16 protein-coding genes and 1 riboswitch are annotated in these 18,590 nt (G+C 42.4%); of the genes, 14 read left to right on the plus strand and 2 right to left on the minus strand.

What is annotated here, in order from left to right; all coding sequences use genetic code 11:
- Positions 1–7 precede the first annotated feature (7 nt).
- Positions 8–970 (minus strand): ribonuclease HIII, encoded by a 963-nt coding sequence (gene rnhC, locus LQ216_RS12530; RefSeq protein WP_230129731.1) that lies wholly within the window; start codon positions 968–970, stop codon positions 8–10.
- A 140-nt stretch (positions 971–1,110) separates the two neighbouring features.
- On the opposite strand from rnhC, the gene zapA reads away from it, so the two are divergent.
- The 13 genes from zapA to LQ216_RS12595 all read left to right on the plus strand — a co-directional run bounded on the left by zapA (position 1,111) and on the right by LQ216_RS12595 (position 17,042).
- A complete protein-coding gene (zapA, locus tag LQ216_RS12535) occupies positions 1,111–1,371 on the plus strand; it encodes a cell division protein ZapA (RefSeq protein WP_230129736.1) in 261 nt (86 codons plus the stop codon).
- 4 nt (positions 1,372–1,375) lie between these two features.
- Positions 1,376–1,924, plus strand: a complete 549-nt coding sequence (locus tag LQ216_RS12540) for a CvpA family protein (RefSeq protein ID WP_230129737.1) — start codon at positions 1,376–1,378, stop codon at positions 1,922–1,924.
- A gap of 165 nt (positions 1,925–2,089) precedes the next feature.
- Complete coding sequence (polX, locus tag LQ216_RS12545; RefSeq protein WP_230129738.1) at positions 2,090–3,811, plus strand: DNA polymerase/3'-5' exonuclease PolX; 1,722 nt, start codon at positions 2,090–2,092, stop codon at positions 3,809–3,811.
- Positions 3,812–3,840: 29 nt separating this feature from the next.
- A complete protein-coding gene (locus LQ216_RS12550) occupies positions 3,841–6,195 on the plus strand; it encodes an endonuclease MutS2 (protein WP_230129739.1) in 2,355 nt (784 codons plus the stop codon).
- Between the two features lie 27 nt (positions 6,196–6,222).
- Complete coding sequence (locus LQ216_RS12555) at positions 6,223–6,630, plus strand: DUF350 domain-containing protein (protein WP_230129741.1); 408 nt, start codon at positions 6,223–6,225, stop codon at positions 6,628–6,630.
- 366 nt (positions 6,631–6,996) lie between these two features.
- Positions 6,997–8,694 (plus strand): AMP-binding protein, encoded by a 1,698-nt coding sequence (locus LQ216_RS12560; protein WP_230129745.1) that lies wholly within the window; start codon positions 6,997–6,999, stop codon positions 8,692–8,694.
- Between the two features lie 186 nt (positions 8,695–8,880).
- Positions 8,881–9,468: a TetR/AcrR family transcriptional regulator gene (locus LQ216_RS12565; protein WP_230129746.1), complete on the plus strand. Its 588-nt coding sequence runs from the start codon at positions 8,881–8,883 to the stop codon at positions 9,466–9,468.
- Positions 9,469–9,560: 92 nt separating this feature from the next.
- The gene (locus LQ216_RS12570; RefSeq protein WP_230129753.1) at positions 9,561–10,334 is read left to right on the plus strand and encodes an enoyl-CoA hydratase; all 774 of its coding nucleotides are present in this window, start codon (positions 9,561–9,563) and stop codon (positions 10,332–10,334) included.
- A 128-nt stretch (positions 10,335–10,462) separates the two neighbouring features.
- Positions 10,463–11,236 (plus strand): electron transfer flavoprotein subunit beta/FixA family protein, encoded by a 774-nt coding sequence (locus tag LQ216_RS12575; protein WP_230129754.1) that lies wholly within the window; start codon positions 10,463–10,465, stop codon positions 11,234–11,236.
- An 83-nt stretch (positions 11,237–11,319) separates the two neighbouring features.
- Positions 11,320–12,297 carry an electron transfer flavoprotein subunit alpha/FixB family protein gene (locus LQ216_RS12580; protein ID WP_230129755.1) on the plus strand — a complete coding sequence of 326 codons (978 nt, stop codon included), beginning with the start codon at positions 11,320–11,322 and terminating at the stop codon, positions 12,295–12,297.
- Between the two features lie 172 nt (positions 12,298–12,469).
- Positions 12,470–12,784: a thioredoxin gene (gene trxA, locus LQ216_RS12585; RefSeq protein WP_230129759.1), complete on the plus strand. Its 315-nt coding sequence runs from the start codon at positions 12,470–12,472 to the stop codon at positions 12,782–12,784.
- 913 nt (positions 12,785–13,697) lie between these two features.
- Entirely contained in the window at positions 13,698–15,470 is a 1,773-nt protein-coding gene (uvrC, locus tag LQ216_RS12590; protein WP_230129768.1) for an excinuclease ABC subunit UvrC, read from the plus strand.
- Between the two features lie 70 nt (positions 15,471–15,540).
- Positions 15,541–15,718, plus strand: a riboswitch (Lysine riboswitch).
- Positions 15,719–15,809: 91 nt separating this feature from the next.
- Positions 15,810–17,042 carry an aspartate kinase gene (locus LQ216_RS12595; RefSeq protein ID WP_230129939.1) on the plus strand — a complete coding sequence of 411 codons (1,233 nt, stop codon included), beginning with the start codon at positions 15,810–15,812 and terminating at the stop codon, positions 17,040–17,042.
- A 77-nt stretch (positions 17,043–17,119) separates the two neighbouring features.
- Here LQ216_RS12595 and LQ216_RS12600 read toward each other — a convergent pair whose 3' ends face one another.
- Complete coding sequence (locus LQ216_RS12600) at positions 17,120–17,578, minus strand: YslB family protein (RefSeq protein WP_230129770.1); 459 nt, start codon at positions 17,576–17,578, stop codon at positions 17,120–17,122.
- A 360-nt stretch (positions 17,579–17,938) separates the two neighbouring features.
- Between LQ216_RS12600 and LQ216_RS12605 the strand changes: the two genes are divergently transcribed.
- Positions 17,939–18,547: a succinate dehydrogenase cytochrome b558 subunit gene (locus LQ216_RS12605; RefSeq protein ID WP_230129771.1), complete on the plus strand. Its 609-nt coding sequence runs from the start codon at positions 17,939–17,941 to the stop codon at positions 18,545–18,547.
- The last annotated feature ends 43 nt before the right edge of the window (positions 18,548–18,590 follow it).

Consider the following 18,590-nt stretch of genomic DNA (forward strand, 5'->3'; position numbering starts at 1 on the left):
ATCCATTTTATGGATGGTTTCTGTCACCTTTATATTTTTTCTGATAAATCGCCTTCGCTTTTTCCGTATTCGCAAAGTGTACCTTCGTAAATTCATTCAACGCTGAAATCCCTTTTTCATGGATCAGCCGGGCTGCAGCCTCATCGACAGCCGGGCCAGCACCTTTTGGAATCGTGAATCCAGCTTTTTCACTTAATGTTTCGAAATGCTTTACAAATGCATATCGGGCCAGAATGGAAGCGGCGGCAACGCCGACATGAATCCCCTCGGCTTTTGTGCTTAAATATATGGAGTCTGACTTGAACAGCTCCTGGCCTTTTAAATAGTTGAAAAAAATATCCGGCTGGGCAAATTGGTCGATCAGTACAGCTTCAGGTACTTCAGGAGAAATCTTATCGATCACATGTTTAATAGCTTGATTATGCAGCAATGCTTTCAACTTTCCCTGGGACATTCCTTTTGCCTGCATCGTATTGTATTTGAGGTTATCGCAGACAAGCAAACTGAAGGGAACGACATGCTTGATTTGGGTAGCAATCTCGATAATCTGTTTGTCTTTTAAATTCTTGGAATCCTTTACGCCGAGCTCCTTCAATAAAGGGATATGCTCTTTCTTTGCATAAACCGCTACCACGGTCATCGGGCCAAAATAGTCCCCCGTCCCCACTTCATCAGAGCCAACAACAGAAAGCTCTCCAATATTGGCAGGGGGTGAGTAGCGGTGCGTTTTCACCGAGGAAACCTTAACCTTATTCGCGGAAGAGGCTGGAGCAGACCATTTCCCGGCTTCTACAACGGATGCAGCCCCTTGGAACAGCACTTTACCTGATTTATAAGCGGTAATCATACAATTTGCTGGTTTCGCGGCAAATACGCTTCCGGGCGGCTTTTTTTCTACTAGACTGGCAGCATAATGCTTTTTCATCTCTTCGATTTTACTAGAGCTAAGAACTAATACGACGTTTGACATATACGGCAAAACTCCTTTCTTATCTAATCGAAATTTGCGAAAGTTTAAAAAAAGTTGCTAATGATATCCTCGCTCTTTCACGTCGAAAAGGTTCATGGTATGATATAGAATAGGATTGTTTAGATTGGGGGCATATCATCTTGTCAGGCGATAGAAAAAATAAAATTACAGTAGATATATTTGGACAACAATATACCATCCTGGGTGAAGAAAGCCCCAGTCATATCCGCCTTGTCGCATCCATGGTTGATGATAAAATGCGAGATATTAGCTCCATGAATCCAAAGCTGGATACTAGCAAGCTGGCTGTTCTGACAGCGGTGAATGCCATGCATGATTATTTGAAACTAAAAGATAAGATCGACCAGCTAGAACTTGAATTAAAGAATACAAAGGACTGAGTACATGCTTGACTTGGCAATTATAGCCATCCTTGTGATCGGATTTCTGATCGGATTAAGGCGAGGCTTCATTCTTCAATTGATTCACCTGACCGGCTTTGTAGTCGCATTCATTGCCGCTTATGTATATTACGATGAACTGGCACCGAAGCTGAAGCTGTGGGTTCCATACCCAACATTTGGCGATTCTTCGGCCGTCGAAACCTTTTTTGACGGTACCGGTCTTGATATGGCCTATTATAATGCCATCGCATTCGCTATCATCTTCTTTGCGGCGAAAATCCTTTGGCAATTGATTGGCTCAATGCTCGATTTCATCGCCCACCTGCCGATATTGAAACAACTGAATCGATGGGGCGGCGGCATATTGGGCTTCTTGGAAGTATATCTTATCATGTTTATTGTATTATACATAGCCGCCCTCGTGCCACTTGGTTCGATTCAAGGAGCAATGAACAATTCGTTCCTGGCAGAGGGAATGGTAAAAAATACACCGTTTCTATCGGAAATGGTAAAAGAACTGTGGTTCGAATACATGGAGCCTCCATCCTAAGTAAAAGATGCAGGGCCACTCTCTATTATCTGGCAGAAAGTTAAAATCATGCCGGATACAGATAGAGAGCGGCCTTGTTTTATTGGGGATACAGACTGAAACTTTATGATGAATTAAACGTATTAGAAATGATGGAAATAAAATACCAAATAGCAGGTGAATACAATGTCTGTAAATAAAAAAGATGTTATTAAATTACTTGAACAGATTGCGATCTATATGGAATTAAAGGGGGAGAACCCTTTTAAGGTTTCTGCCTTCCGAAAGGCAGCTGCAGCCCTCGAAACGGATGAAAGAAGCCTGCCTTCTATTGATGATTTTACCGCGTTAAATGGAATCGGCAAAGGAACGGCCGCTGTGATAGAAGAGTATATCAGTGAAGGAAAGTCTACTGTTTTAGAAGAACTGCAGGAAGAAGTGCCAAGAGGACTTATCCCGCTCCTGCAGCTTCAAGGTCTTGGCGGAAAGAAAATCGCCAAGCTCCATAAAGAGTTATACGTTAACGATGTCCACGATTTAAAACTTGCCTGTGAAGAAGGGAAGGTAAGGGATCTAGCGGGGTTTGGCAAAAAAACGGAAGAAAAGATCCTTGCCGCGATTGAGGAAGCAGGCTCAAGGCCGGATAGGCTTCCGCTTGCATTCATGATGCCAATCGCTGAAGATATTGAGGCACGACTTGAAAACATGGATAATATTATCCGATATTCAAGAGCAGGAAGCATCAGGCGGATGAGAGAAACGATAAAGGATCTTGATTTTATTATATCAACAAACAATCCGGCATCAGTAAAAGAGCAATTGCTCGCTCTTTCCGACGTTAAACAGGTGATTGCTGCGGGAGAGACGAAAGTGTCTGTCACCCTTGGGCTTCAGTACGATGTCTCAGTGGACTTTCGTATGGTGGAAGACAAAGAATTTATTACAACCCTTCATCATTTCACCGGTTCTAAGGATCACAATGTCCGAATGCGGCAGCTTGCCAAAGAAAAAGGAGAGAAAATCAGTGAATACGGTGTGGAGGTGGCTGAAACAGGTGAGGTGTTGACCTTCGATAAAGAAGAAGATTTCTTTGCTCATTTTGGCCTGCCGTTTATTCCCCCTGAAGTTCGTGAAGATGGTACAGAGGTGGAACATTTCCATGAAGCCGGAAAATTGATTTCCTTGGCGGACATCCATGGGGATTTGCATATGCATACTACCTGGAGCGACGGCGCTCATTCGATTGAAGAGATGATCGACGCCTGCAGAGCCAAAGGGTATAAATACATGGCCATCACCGATCATTCCCAATATTTAAAGGTAGCTAACGGACTCAGTGCCGAAAGATTGCGTGAACAAAAGAAAATCATTCATGAGCTGAATCATAAATATGACGATATTACGATTCTGTCCGGAATTGAGATGGACATCCTTCCTGACGGTTCGCTTGATTACGATGATGAGTTATTGGCTGAACTGGACATCGTTATCGCTTCGATACACTCCAGCTTCTCTCAGCCGAAGGAAACGATCATGAAACGGTTAAAAAATGCTTTGGATAATCCAAATGTCGATATTATTGCCCATCCAACGGGAAGAATAATCGGGAAACGCACAGGGTACGAAGTGGATATGGACATGCTAATCGAGCTGGCGAGAGAGACGAATACGGCGCTTGAGCTGAACGCCAATCCTAATCGCTTGGACCTGGCCGCTCCTAATTTAAGAAAGGCCCAGGAAGCAGGTGTGTCTATCGTCATCAATACGGATGCCCACAGCATAGATATGCTCGAACATATGAAAGTCGGCGTCTCGGCGGCTATTAAGGGCTGGATTAAACATGATTCTGTCTTGAATGCCAAAGATACAGACGCCCTGCTTACCTTTTTAAAGAGAAACGATGCATGATTACTAACTGTTAGGAGGAACTTCACTCCATGCATGATAAAGTGTTAAAAACATTGGAGTTCGATAAAATTAAAGAACATCTTTTAGCGTTCACTTCCTCAGGAATTGGGAGGGAGAAGGCGGAGCAATTAAAGCCTTCTTCTGATCTTGAAGAGGTTATTAAGTGGCAGGATGAAACGGATGAAGCAGCAAAGGTCATTCGCATGAAAGGAAATGTGCCACTCGGCGGGATATTTGATATTCGCCCTCATGCAAAGAGAGCGCAGATTGGCGGGATGCTAAACCCTCAGGAATTGATGGAAATCGCAAGCACGATTCGCGCAGGCCGGATTCTCACCCGTTTTTTTGAAGAGATGGGGGAAGAAGAACATGAACTGGACTTGATCAATGAATATATAAGCGACCTTGTTCCGCTGCAAGAGCTTCAGCAAACGATCACTGAGTGTATAGGCGAGCATGGTGAAGTACTTGACTCGGCAAGTGAAAAGCTGAGAACATTGCGCAATCAATTGAGAACGAATGAAAGACGGGTGCGCGAAAAACTGGAAAGCATGATCCGTTCTTCCAATGCCCAGAAAATGCTTTCTGACGCGATTATAACGATTCGTAATGACCGCTTTGTCATCCCTGTCAAACAGGAATACCGAAGTAGCTACGGCGGCATCATCCATGATCAATCATCATCAGGACAAACATTGTTCATTGAACCACAGGTCATTGTCGAGTTGAACAATGTCCTTCAGGAAACCCGAGTAAAAGAGCAGCAGGAAATCGAGCGGATTTTGATAGAATTGTCAGCGGCTGTCGCCGGACATACCCATGAGCTTCTCCAAAATGTAAAAGTGCTCGCACAACTGGATTTTATCTTTGCAAAAGCAAAATACGCAAAAGACATCAAGGCTTCTAAGCCTGCCATGAACAACGAAGGCAGGGTGAAGCTGTTTAAAGCCAAACACCCGCTCATACCGGCGGGTGTAGTCGTCCCTAATGATATTTATCTCGGCGAAGAGTTTACGACGATTGTCATCACAGGTCCTAACACTGGCGGTAAGACGGTTACACTTAAAACGATCGGTCTCTGTACGTTAATGGCACAGGCCGGTCTTCAAATACCCGCGCTCGATGGGTCGGAAACAGCTGTTTTTCAATCTGTTTTTGCTGATATCGGAGATGAGCAATCGATTGAGCAAAGCTTGAGTACGTTTTCGTCTCATATGGTAAACATTGTGGAAATCCTAAAAGCTGCCGATCATGACAGCCTTGTCTTATTTGATGAACTGGGTGCAGGAACGGATCCTCAGGAAGGAGCCGCGCTTGCCATTTCCATTCTCGATGAAGTATACAGCCGGGGAGCACGAGTTATTGCCACCACCCATTATCCTGAGTTAAAGGCATATGGATATGACCGTTCGGGCGTAAGTAATGCCAGTGTCGAATTTGATGTGGAATCGCTAAGGCCAACCTACAAATTATTGATTGGTGTACCAGGGCGAAGCAATGCATTTGAGATTTCCAAACGGCTGGGTCTGAACGATGCTGTCATCGAAAATGCGCGCAGCCATATTGGGGCCGATACAAACAAAGTGGAAAACATGATCGCTTCCTTGGAAGAAAGCAGACGCCAGGCTGAACAGGACAGACTCGAGGCCGGCGATTATTTGAAACAGGCCGAAAAACTTCATAAGGATCTTCAAAAGCAGACGATGGATTCTTATGAAGAAAGAGATGCCATGATGGAAAAAGCCGCGGATAAAGCGGCTAAGCTCGTGGAAAAGGCGAAGGAAGAAGCGGAAGAAGTCATCTCCGATTTACGCAGGATGCGGCTACAACAAAATGCACAAGTAAAAGAACACGAATTGATCGATGCAAGAAAACGGCTGGAAGAGTCTGCCCCAGCGGTGAAAAAATCAAAGAAAATCCAGAATGTGAAAAGCGACCGTACACTAAAGCCGGGTGATGAAGTAAAGGTCATCTCTTTCAATCAAAAAGGTCACCTGATCGAGAAGGTTTCCAACAATGAATGGCAGGTTCAAATGGGGATTATGAAAATGAAAGTAAAAGAAACTGATTTGGAATTCACAGCCAGTCCGAAGCCAAAACAGACCAAGCATCTTGCTACGGTCAGAGGAAAGGATTATCATGTCAGCCTTGAGCTTGATTTGCGCGGCGAACGTTACGAAAATGCCCTTTCAAGGGTTGAAAAATATATTGATGACGCTTTATTGGCCGCTTATCCCCGTGTATCGATCATCCATGGCAAAGGAACAGGAGCGTTAAGGCAAGGTGTCCAGGAATATTTGAAAAATCACCGTGCAGTAAAACGGGTACGATTTGGTGAAGCAGGTGAAGGCGGTTCAGGGGTAACGATTGTTGAATTCAAATAAGCCTCAGATCCGGGGGAGTTTAAAATTATGGCGAATTTTTGGGAAAATGAGTATGTTTATATAGCAGCCTATTACAGTGTCGTGGTTTTATGCATTTTTGTATTTTTAGCGGTATTTGAGCTGGTAACGAAATATAAAAACTGGGAAGAAATCAAAAAGGGAAACCTGTCAGTTGCCATGGCCACCGGCGGAAAAATATTTGGAATCTCAAATATATTCCGTCATTCAATATTGCAGCATGATTCCTTATTGACAATGATTGGCTGGGGAGTATACGGATTCTTCCTGTTGCTGGTGGGATACTTTTTGTTTGAATTTTTAACTCCCGGCTTTAAGATTGATGAAGAGATAGAAAAGGATAATCGAGCGATAGGGTTGATATCGATGATTATTTCCATCGGATTATCCTATGTAATTGGCGCGGGCATTTCGTAATAAAGGGGAGATTTTTTTATGGAGAAACTCGCTAAAGTCTTGCTGGTGGTGTGCGGCGTTTTTATTTTGCTGGGAATTATATATCTATTGTAATATAGACATACTGAAACAGTCTGCGTTAATGGCAGGCTGTTTCTCTACAAGTAAGAGTATAATTCTTTTAATTTTGACAGGAGCCTAGCAACAAACATATAAGACTTGACTTGCACCGGCGTCACCACTTGATGTGGCAGATTTTATCGGGTATATATGGCGATTCTCTTGCAGGGCCCTTCCGGTTTTCTATATTTGTCACAGAAAGTCCGTTATATTATAATGTAATTGAAATGTTTGAATTTTTACAAAATTGTTAAGGGGAGGGGTAAGATGAATAACAGACCATGGCAGGGATTATATCCTGCAGAAATTCCGACAACTTTGACTTATGAAGAAAAACCTTTGCAGTCTTTCTTAAAAGACTCAAGCTTGGAGTTTCCAGATAAAGTGTCCATCCACTTTATGGGTAAGGAGCTAACTTTTAAAGAGGTGTATGAGTCTTCATTGAAGTTTGCGGCCTATTTGAAAGAGCTTGGCATAAAAAAAGGAGACAGGGTTGCGATCATGCTTCCGAACATACCACCGGCTGTCATCAGTTATTTTGGAATCTTAATGGCTGGCGGAATCGTCGTGCAGACGAACCCGACATACACGGAACGCGAGCTCGAATATCAAATGAAGGATTCAGGCGCAAAAGCTATTGTAACAATGGATCTATTATTTCCACGGGTGACCAATGTGGTCCAGGCTACAGACATTGAGCATGTAATTGTAACCGCTATCAAAGATTATTTGCCATTTCCGAAAAACCTCATTTATCCATTTATACAGAAGAAGGAGTATGGCATTGTCGTAAACGTCGAGCATGAAGGAAATAACCACTTGTTAAAGGAAATACTGAAAAGTGATGTTCCGGAAGAAATAAATATACCGATAGATATTGAAAATGACTTGGCCTTGCTGCAATATACGGGAGGAACAACTGGATTTCCAAAAGGTGTCATGCTTACCCATAAAAATCTCTTAACGAATGCACAAATGAGTGAAGCATGGCTCTACAAGTCCAAAAGAGGAGAAGAAAGCATCCTTGGGATTTTACCTTTCTTCCACGTTTATGGAATGACAACTGTCATGATCTCTGCTATTCTTCAAGCACAAAAAATGATACTATTACCAAAGTTCGATCCCACTACCACTCTGAAAACGATTCACAAACAGCGTCCAACCATATTCCCTGGGGCCCCGACGATCTATATCGGGTTGCTGAACCACCCTGATCTTGCAAAATACGATCTATCATCGATTGACGCATGTGTCAGCGGATCTGCGCCGCTTCCGGTTGAAATCCAGGACAGATTCGAAAAGGCAACAGGAGGGAAATTGGTGGAAGGATACGGGCTTTCGGAGACATCTCCTGTTACGCACGCGAACTTTGTATGGGATGAGCCGCGAGTAAAGGGAAGCATTGGTGTACCATGGCCTGACACGGATGCTGCGATTTTATCATTGGAAACCGGAGAACCGGTCGAGACTAGTGAAATTGGGGAAATTGCGATAAAAGGACCTCAAGTCATGAAGGGATATTGGAATCGTCCAGAAGATACAGAGGCAACCTTTAAAAATGGCTGGTTTTTAACCGGCGATCTTGGATATATGGATGAAAAAGGATTCTTTTATGTCGTAGATCGTAAAAAGGATACAATCATCGCAGGCGGATTCAACATTTACCCGCGAGAGATTGAAGAAGTGCTATATGAGCATGAAGCAATTCAAGAGCTCGTCGTTGCGGGAGTGCCGGATCCATACCGAGGAGAAACGGTCAAAGCTTACATCGTCTTAAAAGAAGGCGCAACTGTCACGGAGGAAGAGTTAAATGAATTTGCGAGAAAGCACCTTGCTTCCTATAAGGTTCCAAGAAAATATGAATTCAGGAATGAACTTCCCAAAACAACAGTTGGTAAAATTTTAAGAAGAGCCCTTGTCGAAGAAGAAACAAAGAAAATATCGGACGATGCCAAACAAGCTTAATATACGGAAAAATTTTAAAAACAGAATCCGGACAATTTACGATTATTTCAGGTAAAATAGGTTTGTATTCTTACAAAGATATTTTTAGTTATTCTTTAAACAGTTTTTCTTGACAGCAAAGGGACACCATTCTATTATGAGAATATGAATGATGATTCATTCATTTTCTCTGGAAGGGGAAGTCCTGTGAACAGAAACAAACCGAAATACAAACAAATCATTGATGCCGCCGTTATCGCCATCGCTGAAAACGGCTATCATCAAGCCCAGGTTTCCAAGATTGCCAAACAAGCTGGAGTGGCTGACGGAACCATATACCTTTATTTCAAAAACAAAGAGGATATCTTAATATCACTATTCCATGAGAAATTGGGGTATCTTGTTGAACAAATTGAAGAAGAAATTAAAGGAAAACCGAATGCTGCGGAGAAACTGTTAGTATTGATTAAAAGACATTTTCAAATACTTTCAGACGACTCTCATCTCGCGATTGTCACCCAGCTTGAATTGCGGCAGTCCAACAAGGAACTAAGATTGCGGATTAATAGTGTTTTGCGTGGATATTTGAAACTCATTGACCAAATTATCCTCGAAGGCAAAGAAAGCGGGGAGTTCTCCGCGGATCTCAATAACAGGCTGGCACGGCAGATGATTTTTGGCACAATTGATGAGACCGCTACAACTTGGGTTATGAATGAGCAAAAGTATGCATTGCCGAAGCTCGCGAAGTCGGTACATCAGTTATTGATAGGCGGATGCGGCTGCAAAATGTAATACGGGCAAGGGGATGCGAAAGCATCCCACCATATTAAACACCTATCTACATAGCAAGTGGCTTTTTTATTATGATGAGAGGATGTGAGCAAATGGAATTCTTAAGCTATACAATTGAGAATGGGGTTGCTTTTGTTACCATTCAAAGACCGCCTGCAAATGCCCTATCTTCATCCATTATCAAAGAATTGTCGTCCCTGTTTGCCGAGATGGAAACGAATGAAGAGGTCAGGGTGGTTTTGCTGCACGGCGAAGGTAAATTCTTCTCCGCGGGAGCAGATATTAAGGAATTCACTACGGTTAGCAGCGGAGAGGGTTTTTCAAGCTTAGCAACTGATGGACAGAAAACGTTCGAAAAAATTGAAAACTACCCTAAACCGGTTATCGCCGCCATACACGGAGCTGCGTTAGGCGGAGGATTGGAACTTGCGATGGCTTGTCATATCCGGCTAGTGACTGAAAAAGCTAAACTTGGGCTTCCTGAATTGCAGCTGGGGCTCGTGCCTGGTTTTGCGGGGACACAGCGTCTCCCCCGTTATGTAGGAGCTGCAAAAGCAGCGGAAATGTTGTTTACCAGTGAACCGATTTCGGGTAAAGAGGCGGCAGAGTACGGGCTTGCCAACCATGCCTATGCAGAGGAAGAGTTAATGCCGAAGGCCAGGGAGCTGGCATTCAAGATTGCGAAAAAGAGTCCGATTGCCCTTAAAGCGGCTATTGAACTATTAAACTATTCGAAACACGAGAATTATTATAAAGGTGTACAGAAAGAAGCGGAAAGCTTCGGAACTGTATTTGTATCTGAAGATGCAAAAGAAGGAATCAGTGCCTTCATTGAAAAAAGAGAGCCTGTTTTTAAAGGAAAGTAAAAGCTCCTTATTAAAATTGTATAAACAGACTGCCTTGGTCGGTTCCTGGATGATCAGGAGACCTGAGTGCATTCTTTTATTAATAATTATCACAATCTTCAAAACCTAATATATCGGGAGGTACTATCGTGAATATTTATGTAATCTTGAAAAGAACCTTTGATACAGAAGAAAAAATTACTCTTTCAAATGGCAAAATCAATGAAGATGGAGCAGAATTTATCATTAATCCTTACGACGAGTACGCTGTCGAGGAAGCGATTCAAGTACGCGATGCTCAAGAAGGAGAAGTAACCGTTGTCACTGTCGGCAATGAAGAAGCCGAAAAGCAGTTGCGCACAGCTTTGGCAATGGGTGCTGATAAGGCGGTGTTGATCAACACCGAAGATGACATCGAGAATGGCGATCAATTTACGACAGCCAAAATATTAGCTGAGTATCTGAAAGATAAAGAAGCTGATCTCATTATAGGTGGAAACGTTGCGATTGACGGAGGTTCTGGACAAGTTGGCCCACGTGTTGCCGAAATCTTGAATATTCCTTATATCACAACGATTACCAAGCTTGAAATAAACGGTGGGAATGTAAGCGTTACACGCGATGTTGAAGGAGACTCAGAAGTGATCGAAACTTCGCTTCCATTGCTTGTAACAGCCCAACAAGGGTTGAATGAGCCGCGCTATCCTTCTTTACCGGGAATCATGAAAGCGAAGAAGAAGCCGCTTGAGGAATTGGAATTGGATGATTTAGATCTGGATGAAGATGATGTGGAAGCCAAAACAAAAACGCTTGAAGTTTTCCTTCCTCCTCAAAAAGAAGCAGGAAAAGTGCTAAGCGGTGAAATCAACGAGCAAGTGTCCGAGCTTGTAAAATTACTTCGCACGGAAGCGAAAGTAATCTAATTAACGTTGGAAAATGATAGCTGCATGAAGGGCAGCGTTTGTATATAACATGATATCTAAAAAATAAGCAGGAGGTTTTTATAATGGCTAGAAAAGTTCTCGTATTGGGAGAAACACGTGACGGATCGCTAAGAAACGTATCATTTGAAGCTATTGGAGCTGCCAAGCTTGCTGCTGAAGGCGGAGAAGTAGTAGGTGTGTTAGTGGGGGACACTGTCAGTGCATTTGGAAATGAATTAATTGCATACGGCGCTGACCGGGTCATCACTGTTGAAGATGAAAAATTAAAGCAATATACTTCTGATGGATATTCCCAGGCATTGCTTGCTGTAATTGACGCAGAAAGCCCAGAAGGAATTTTCTTCGGCCATACATCGCTAGGAAAAGACCTTGCGCCAAGAATTGCGAGTAAACTAAATTCAGGTCTAGTATCAGACGTTACTTCCATTGAGGAAACAGGCGGAAACCTTGTATTTACTCGCCCGATTTATTCAGGGAAAGCATTTGAAAAGAAAATCGTGACAGAGGGCCTTGTGTTTGCGACAATTCGTCCAAATAACATCGAGCCGCTTGCAAAAGACGAATCCCGTTCAGGCGATGTTTCTTCCTTATCAGTGGAAATCAAGGATCTGCGTACAATCATTAAAGATGTAGTCCGCAAAGCCAGCGTTGGTGTAGACCTTTCAGAAGCGAAAGTAATCATAGCGGGCGGTCGCGGCGTGAAGAGCGAAGAAGGCTTTGAACCGTTAAAAGAACTTGCTCAAGTCCTTGGCGGAGCCGTAGGTGCTTCCCGTGGTGCGTGTGACGCTGACTATTGCGATTACTCTCTGCAAATCGGTCAGACAGGTAAAGTCGTTACTCCTGATCTTTATATTGCGGCCGGTATCTCAGGTGCAATCCAGCATTTAGCGGGTATGTCCAACTCTAAAGTAATTGTTGCAATTAACAAAGACCCAGAAGCCAACATCTTCAAAGTTGCTGATTACGGAATCGTTGGAGACCTATTTGAAGTTATTCCGATGCTGACCGAAGAATTCAAGAAGCTTAAGGTTAACTCATAACAAAAAAGGCATTTGCCAGTGGCAAATGCCTTCAGTTTAGACTGTATGGATAGTGAATATTCACGGTCCGTACAGGGTATGTTAGCAATGAGCAAATAAATAGCATGGTTGAAGATAACAATGATATACTGTGTGTAGTTTCAACTTAGTATTTTTTAGGGAGGCTATTATTATGGCTATTGTAAATGCAACAGATCAATCCTTTACAACTGAAACAGGAGAAGGTCTTGTTCTTGCAGATTTTTGGGCTCCATGGTGCGGTCCTTGTAAAATGATTGCTCCCGTCCTTCAAGAACTAGATTCTGAAATGGGCGATAAAGTAAAGATTGTTAAAGTCGATGTTGATGAAAACCAGGAAACAGCTGGCAAATTCGGCGTTATGAGCATTCCTACACTTCTTCTTTTCAAAAATGGCGAAGTAGTGGATAAAGTTGTCGGCTTCCAGCCGAAAGAAGCTCTTGCTGAATTGGTTTCAAAACACGCTTAAGGAATATCCCAAAAAACTTCAAGCTTTATGCTTGAAGTTTTTTTGTGCGAACTAAGTATAACTTTTATAATTTTATAAATGTCTAACTACTTGGAATTAATTCAGACTCAGGATTTATTATCCGAACTGAGGTATTTGTTATCCAAACTCAGATTTTATCAGAATTACTTTGTCCAAGGGACGCGGTCGATTTTCGACGGAGTTAGCTGAAATTTTGACTTTGTAGCGAGACTGGATTTTTGTAGTCGGAATATTGATTTTGTAGCTAGTTTTCATCATTTAGTAGCGGGAATACCGACTTTTGTAGCCGGAAATTCATTTTTGTAGCGAGCCTGAATTTTTGTAGCCGGAATTCTTATTTTGTAGCGAGTTTGCATCATTTAGTAGCGAGAATACAGTCTTTTGTAGCCGGAAATTCATTTTTGTAGCGAGCCTGGATTTTTGTAGCCGGAATATTGATTTTGTAGCGAGTTTGCATCATTTAGTAGCGAGAATGCAGACTTTTGTAGCCGGAATTTCATTTTTGTAGCGAACCAGAACATCAATGATTCCAGGATTTGTTAAATAATAGAAATCTTATATTCAAAGGGATCCTGCCACATATATGACAGGATCCCTATACCGAATTACATCCTCTACAGGAGACCCAACGCGAGTAACGATAGGGAGATAACGGTCGGAAACGTTGTATCTTTCAGCGAACTTTTCTTTTCTGTGTATTACGTCTCTGTCTTCGCCTTAAAAGGCTCGTCAATCGACGAGTTTTCTTTTTGGCAGATAAGGAGACACTACCTTATGAACCGCAACAAATGAAGGCATTCAAGCGCATTTTATAGTATATTTGAGTAGAGTATATTCACGGTTTGAATTTTTAATATAGATAATGGAGCTGATGGGAGATAGGGGGAAGTACATGAATCAGCACATCAAAGATAAATTGACATTATTACCTGATCAACCCGGCTGCTATATAATGAAGGACCGCCAGGGAACGATCATTTACGTAGGAAAAGCTAAGATTTTAAAAAACCGGGTAAGATCCTATTTCACAGGCTCCCATGATGGTAAGACATTCAGGCTCGTCAATGAAATAGAGGATTTTGAATATATTGTGACTTCGTCGGACATGGAAGCGCTTATACTTGAGCTGAACCTGATTAAGAAGCACAGCCCGAAATACAATGTCATGCTTAAGGACGATAAAACCTATCCATTCATCAAGCTCACGGCGGAACGCCATCCACGCTTGATCACGACAAGAAAAGTGAAGAAAGACCGCGGTAAGTATTTTGGACCATATCCGAACGTTTTGGCGGCCAATGAAACGAAAAAGCTGCTTGACCGGATCTATCCTTTACGAAAATGCAATACACTCCCTGACCGCGTCTGCCTTTATTACCATCTCGGACAATGCCTGGCACCTTGTGTTTATGAGGTCGAGGAACAAGAATATAAAAAAATGACCGATGACATCACCCGCTTTCTGAATGGTGGCTATAAGGATGTCAAAAAAGAATTGACGGAGAAAATGTATGCAGCGGCTGAAGAAATGGACTTTGAAAGAGCCAAAGAATTCCGCGACAAAATCACCAGTATTGAAGTGACGATGGAAAAGCAAAAAATGATGACTAATGATTTTACGGACAGGGATGTATTCGGATTTGCGTTTGATAAGGGATGGATGTGTGTACAGGTCTTTTTTATCAGGCAGGGGAAATTGATCGAGCGTGATGTTTCCTTATTTCCGATCTACGATGAACCTGAGCAGGAACTCCTGACCTATTTAGGCCAATTTTATTCAATGGTCAACCACTTCAAGCCGAAGGAGATTCTTCTACCAGAATCGATTGATGCGGGACTTGCTGAAGGGTTGCTGCAGGTAAAAATCATACATCCGAAAATAGGCCAGAAAAAGGAACTGTTAAAACTGGCGAACAAAAATGCCAGCATCGCCCTTCAAGAAAAATTCGCCCTCATCGAACGCGATGAAGATCGGACCATCAAAGCTGTGGAAAGCCTTGGTCAACAACTCGGGATTTATACCCCGCATCGGATCGAAGCGTTTGATAATTCGAATATCCAGGGAACGAATCCGGTATCCGCTCTTGTCGTTTTCATCGACGGAAAATCGGATAAGCGGGAATACCGTAAATATAATATAAAATCTGTACAGGGCCCTGATGATTATGAATCGATGCGCGAGGTCGTTAGAAGAAGGTATACCAGGGTATTGAAAGAAGGCCTTCCGTTGCCCGATCTCATTATTATTGACGGAGGCAAAGGACATGTCGAAGGGGTCAGGGACATTCTTGAAAACGAGCTTGGACTCGATATCCCGCTTGCGGGCCTTGTAAAGGATGAGAAACACCGGACATCCGAGCTGTTGATCGGCAATCCGCTTGAAATAGTTCCGCTTGACAGGAGGAGCCAGGAATTTTATTTGCTCCAAAGAATCCAGGATGAAGTGCATCGTTTCGCGATTACATTTCATCGCCAAATCCGTGGGAAGAATGCTTTTCAATCCCTTCTCGATGATATTGAGGGAGTTGGGGAAAAGCGCAGGAAACAATTGCTGAAGTATTTCGGTTCTGTTAAAAAAATGAAAGAAGCAAGCGTGGAAGAGGTTATCCAGGCGGGCATACCAAAGAAAGTAGCAGAGGAAATTGTAAGAAGATTGCAGGAATGATATTGCTCCTACACTGTTCCTATGCTATAATCAATACTAATTTCATAACATTAAAACTTTACTGTTTTAAAGTGCTGATAGAGGTGCGAGATTCATTAGTAAGAACTTGGAGAAGTATGAGCTTCTTTGATGGGTTCTGAAAGGGGAAATCGCCGAAGCCAGACAGGACTCATACCTGTTTGCAGGCTGGTCTGCCATTGAATAAATGGCAGATTGTCAAGATTTTTTCTTGGGGAGCTATCTCACTGTGTCCAGCGTAATACGTTCTTACGTTCATCACAGCAATGAGATATTTCTCATTGCTTTTTTTATTTCAAAAATCAGAGAGGGTGCAGCATGGTGGGATTGATCGTTCAGAAGTTTGGCGGCACGTCAGTGGGAGATATTGAAAGAATACATAATGTCGCCACAAGAGTCATTGAAGAAGTGGAGCAGGGCAATGAAGTAGTGGTTGCTGTGTCGGCAATGGGTAAGACAACAGATAAATTAGTGGAAATGGCGAAGGAAATCTCTTCTGCTCCGAGTAAACGGGAAATGGATATGCTGCTGACGACAGGTGAGCAGGTTACGATCGGCCTGCTCACAATGGCATTACTGCAAAAAGGCCATGAAGCCATTTCCTTCACCGGGTGGCAGGCAGGAATCAAGACAGAACCTGTTCACGGGAATGCAAGAATCATGGATATTGACACTTCAAGGATAAAAAAACAGCTTGAGCTTGGAAAGATTGTGGTTGTCGCCGGCTTTCAGGGGATGACAGAAAGTGGAGAAATCGCTACATTGGGCAGAGGTGGATCAGATACGACCGCTGTCGCTCTTGCGGCAGCGTTAAATGCCGACCGTTGTGATATATATACAGATGTGACGGGTGTGTTTACAACCGACCCACGCTATATCAAAGATGCCAGAAAGCTTCAATCTGTCTCATATGATGAGATGCTAGAGTTAGCCAATTTAGGGGCGGGAGTTCTGCATCCAAGGGCTGTAGAATTTGCGAAAAACTATCAAATCCCGCTTGAAGTGCGCTCAAGCATTGAAAAAGAAACGGGCACGTTAATCGAGGAGGAAGCAACGATGGAACAAAACCTAATTGTCAGGGGCATTGCGTTTGAGGATGGAATTACCAGGGTAACGATCTTCGGGCTACCGAGTACTCGCGGTACTTTGTCTGGTATTTTTACGTTACTTGCTAAAAATCATATAAATGTAGATATCATTATCCAGAGCATCACGGAAGAACAAACTACTAACCTATCTTTTTCAATTAAAACGGTTGACCTTGAAGATACACTGAATGTCCTCGAAAAGAGCAAGGAGACTCTTGGATTTGACAGAGTGGAAACGGAAAGCGGGCTTGCGAAGGTGTCCATTGTAGGATCCGGGATGGTATCCAATCCGGGAGTTGCGGCAGAAATGTTTGAAGTATTGGCTGATTCAGGGATGCAAATAAGGATGGTGAGCACCTCTGAAATCAAGGTCTCAACGGTGATTAACGCGGGGCATATGGTTAAAGCGGTAGAAGCATTGCACGTCGCTTTTAAACTTGACGAAAGGGCAGCTGTCAAAGCATAAGGCAGTCTAACGGCCGGCCCCACACAACTAATCGCAATTAATAAGTTGTGAAGGGGTCTGGCATTGATAAACATGTATTAAACGTATGAGTCCCTTTTATCCCATTTAACAGTAAAGATTACTTTTTTAGCACGACGCTTAGGCTCTTCTATGGCTTCTGTAATAAATTTCTTTTTAAGGCTAATTTGTTCTGCGAGAAATCCCGCTTCAAGCTGGAAGTGGCAATGTTCATCTACATCAAAACGTCTGGCAACAGTATCACCGGTCAGGACTAGCTCCATTTCATCTTTTGATTCTTTCAATACCTCAAGATGACCCCAGCCGGCACTCTGAAAGAAAGCAATGATTTCATTTTTTTCAGTAAGAGGAAATCTTCTCGCCATTCTTTTCCCAGCCCAATAGAGGATTTGTGGGGAATCCTTGCCGAGGATGTCATTCAGTAAAATTTCTCTCACTAGTTCATAGCCGAATGCGGGGAATTGGGATTGGTCATTTTCTTTTCTCTCTAGTAGTAAATCAGTAGTATCTTTTTTCATCGCTGTCCCCTTTCTCTGTACCTACATTATATACTTTTTTTGTAGGTTATCAGTATTTTTTTAATAAGATTATAGATATTTTAAAAATCACGATACATTATAGTAAAATATCTATAAATATAGTTAGGAAAAAAAGAGAAGGAAAGGCATTATTCTTTAACTTTAAATATTTTAAATATTTCTATTTTGGAAAAAGATTTGTGTATCCGTTTTCTTGACGCGTCTAAAAGTGAAGAGTAAAATGGACATGTCACATAATTGTAAGAAATGTAGAATCATATTTTTCTTTCAATTAAACAAACAGTAAATGAAATGTGATTTAACAGAAAGATGATGTAATTATTTAAGGGGGGGCACTTTGTGGCAGGAAATCGTGAGTTTGCCAATCGCAGACTGCATTCTTTACTGGGGGTTATTCCAGTTGGTCTGTTTTTGATCCAGCATCTGTTTGTCAACAGCTTCGCAACAAGAGGAGAAGAGGCGTTTAACAGCGCATCTGATTTTATGGGTGGGTTGCCAGCCCGTATCTGGCTTGAGATTTTTATTATTTATTTACCGTTAGCGTATCATGCTATTTACGGTGTCTATATCGCCTTTACAGCGAAAAATAATGTTGGCAGATATGGATATTTCCGAAACTGGATGTTCATGCTCCAGCGTGTGACTGGTATCATAACATTTATTTTTGTAGTGTGGCATGTTTGGGAAACAAGAGTCCAAGCAGCATTTGGGGCTCATGTGGACTTTAATATGATGGAGAGTATCCTTTCCAGCCCGTTTATGCTGGCGTTCTACATCATCGGTGTCATTTCCACCACATTCCATTTTGCAAATGGGTTATGGTCATTCGCAGTAAGTTGGGGAATTACAGTTTCTCCGAAGTCACAAAGAATCTCTACATATGTAACAATAGCAGTCTTTGCTGTGCTTTCTTATGTGGGAGTTAGCGCTATTCTAGCATTCGTTTAATGAAATAATAGAGATGATATTTTTCAAAGCTTGCGAAAGCTTT

This window comes from Bacillus sp. CECT 9360 (genome assembly GCF_918741275.1).
Lineage (GTDB): Bacteria > Bacillota > Bacilli > Bacillales > DSM-1321 > Peribacillus.

Excerpts from the sequence above, each read along its gene's own strand:
- rnhC (WP_230129731.1), bottom strand. The coding sequence starts at position 970 with ATGTCAAACGTCGTATTAGTTCTTAGCTCTAGTAAAATCGAAGAGATG.
- LQ216_RS12540 (WP_230129737.1), top strand. The coding sequence starts at position 1,376 with ATGCTTGACTTGGCAATTATAGCCATCCTTGTGATCGGATTTCTGATC.
- polX (WP_230129738.1), top strand. The coding sequence starts at position 2,090 with ATGTCTGTAAATAAAAAAGATGTTATTAAATTACTTGAACAGATTGCG.
- LQ216_RS12550 (WP_230129739.1), top strand. The coding sequence starts at position 3,841 with ATGCATGATAAAGTGTTAAAAACATTGGAGTTCGATAAAATTAAAGAA.
- LQ216_RS12555 (WP_230129741.1), top strand. The coding sequence starts at position 6,223 with ATGGCGAATTTTTGGGAAAATGAGTATGTTTATATAGCAGCCTATTAC.
- LQ216_RS12560 (WP_230129745.1), top strand. The coding sequence starts at position 6,997 with ATGAATAACAGACCATGGCAGGGATTATATCCTGCAGAAATTCCGACA.
- LQ216_RS12570 (WP_230129753.1), top strand. The coding sequence starts at position 9,561 with ATGGAATTCTTAAGCTATACAATTGAGAATGGGGTTGCTTTTGTTACC.
- LQ216_RS12580 (WP_230129755.1), top strand. The coding sequence starts at position 11,320 with ATGGCTAGAAAAGTTCTCGTATTGGGAGAAACACGTGACGGATCGCTA.
- trxA (WP_230129759.1), top strand. The coding sequence starts at position 12,470 with ATGGCTATTGTAAATGCAACAGATCAATCCTTTACAACTGAAACAGGA.
- uvrC (WP_230129768.1), top strand. The coding sequence starts at position 13,698 with ATGAATCAGCACATCAAAGATAAATTGACATTATTACCTGATCAACCC.
- LQ216_RS12600 (WP_230129770.1), bottom strand. The coding sequence starts at position 17,578 with ATGAAAAAAGATACTACTGATTTACTACTAGAGAGAAAAGAAAATGAC.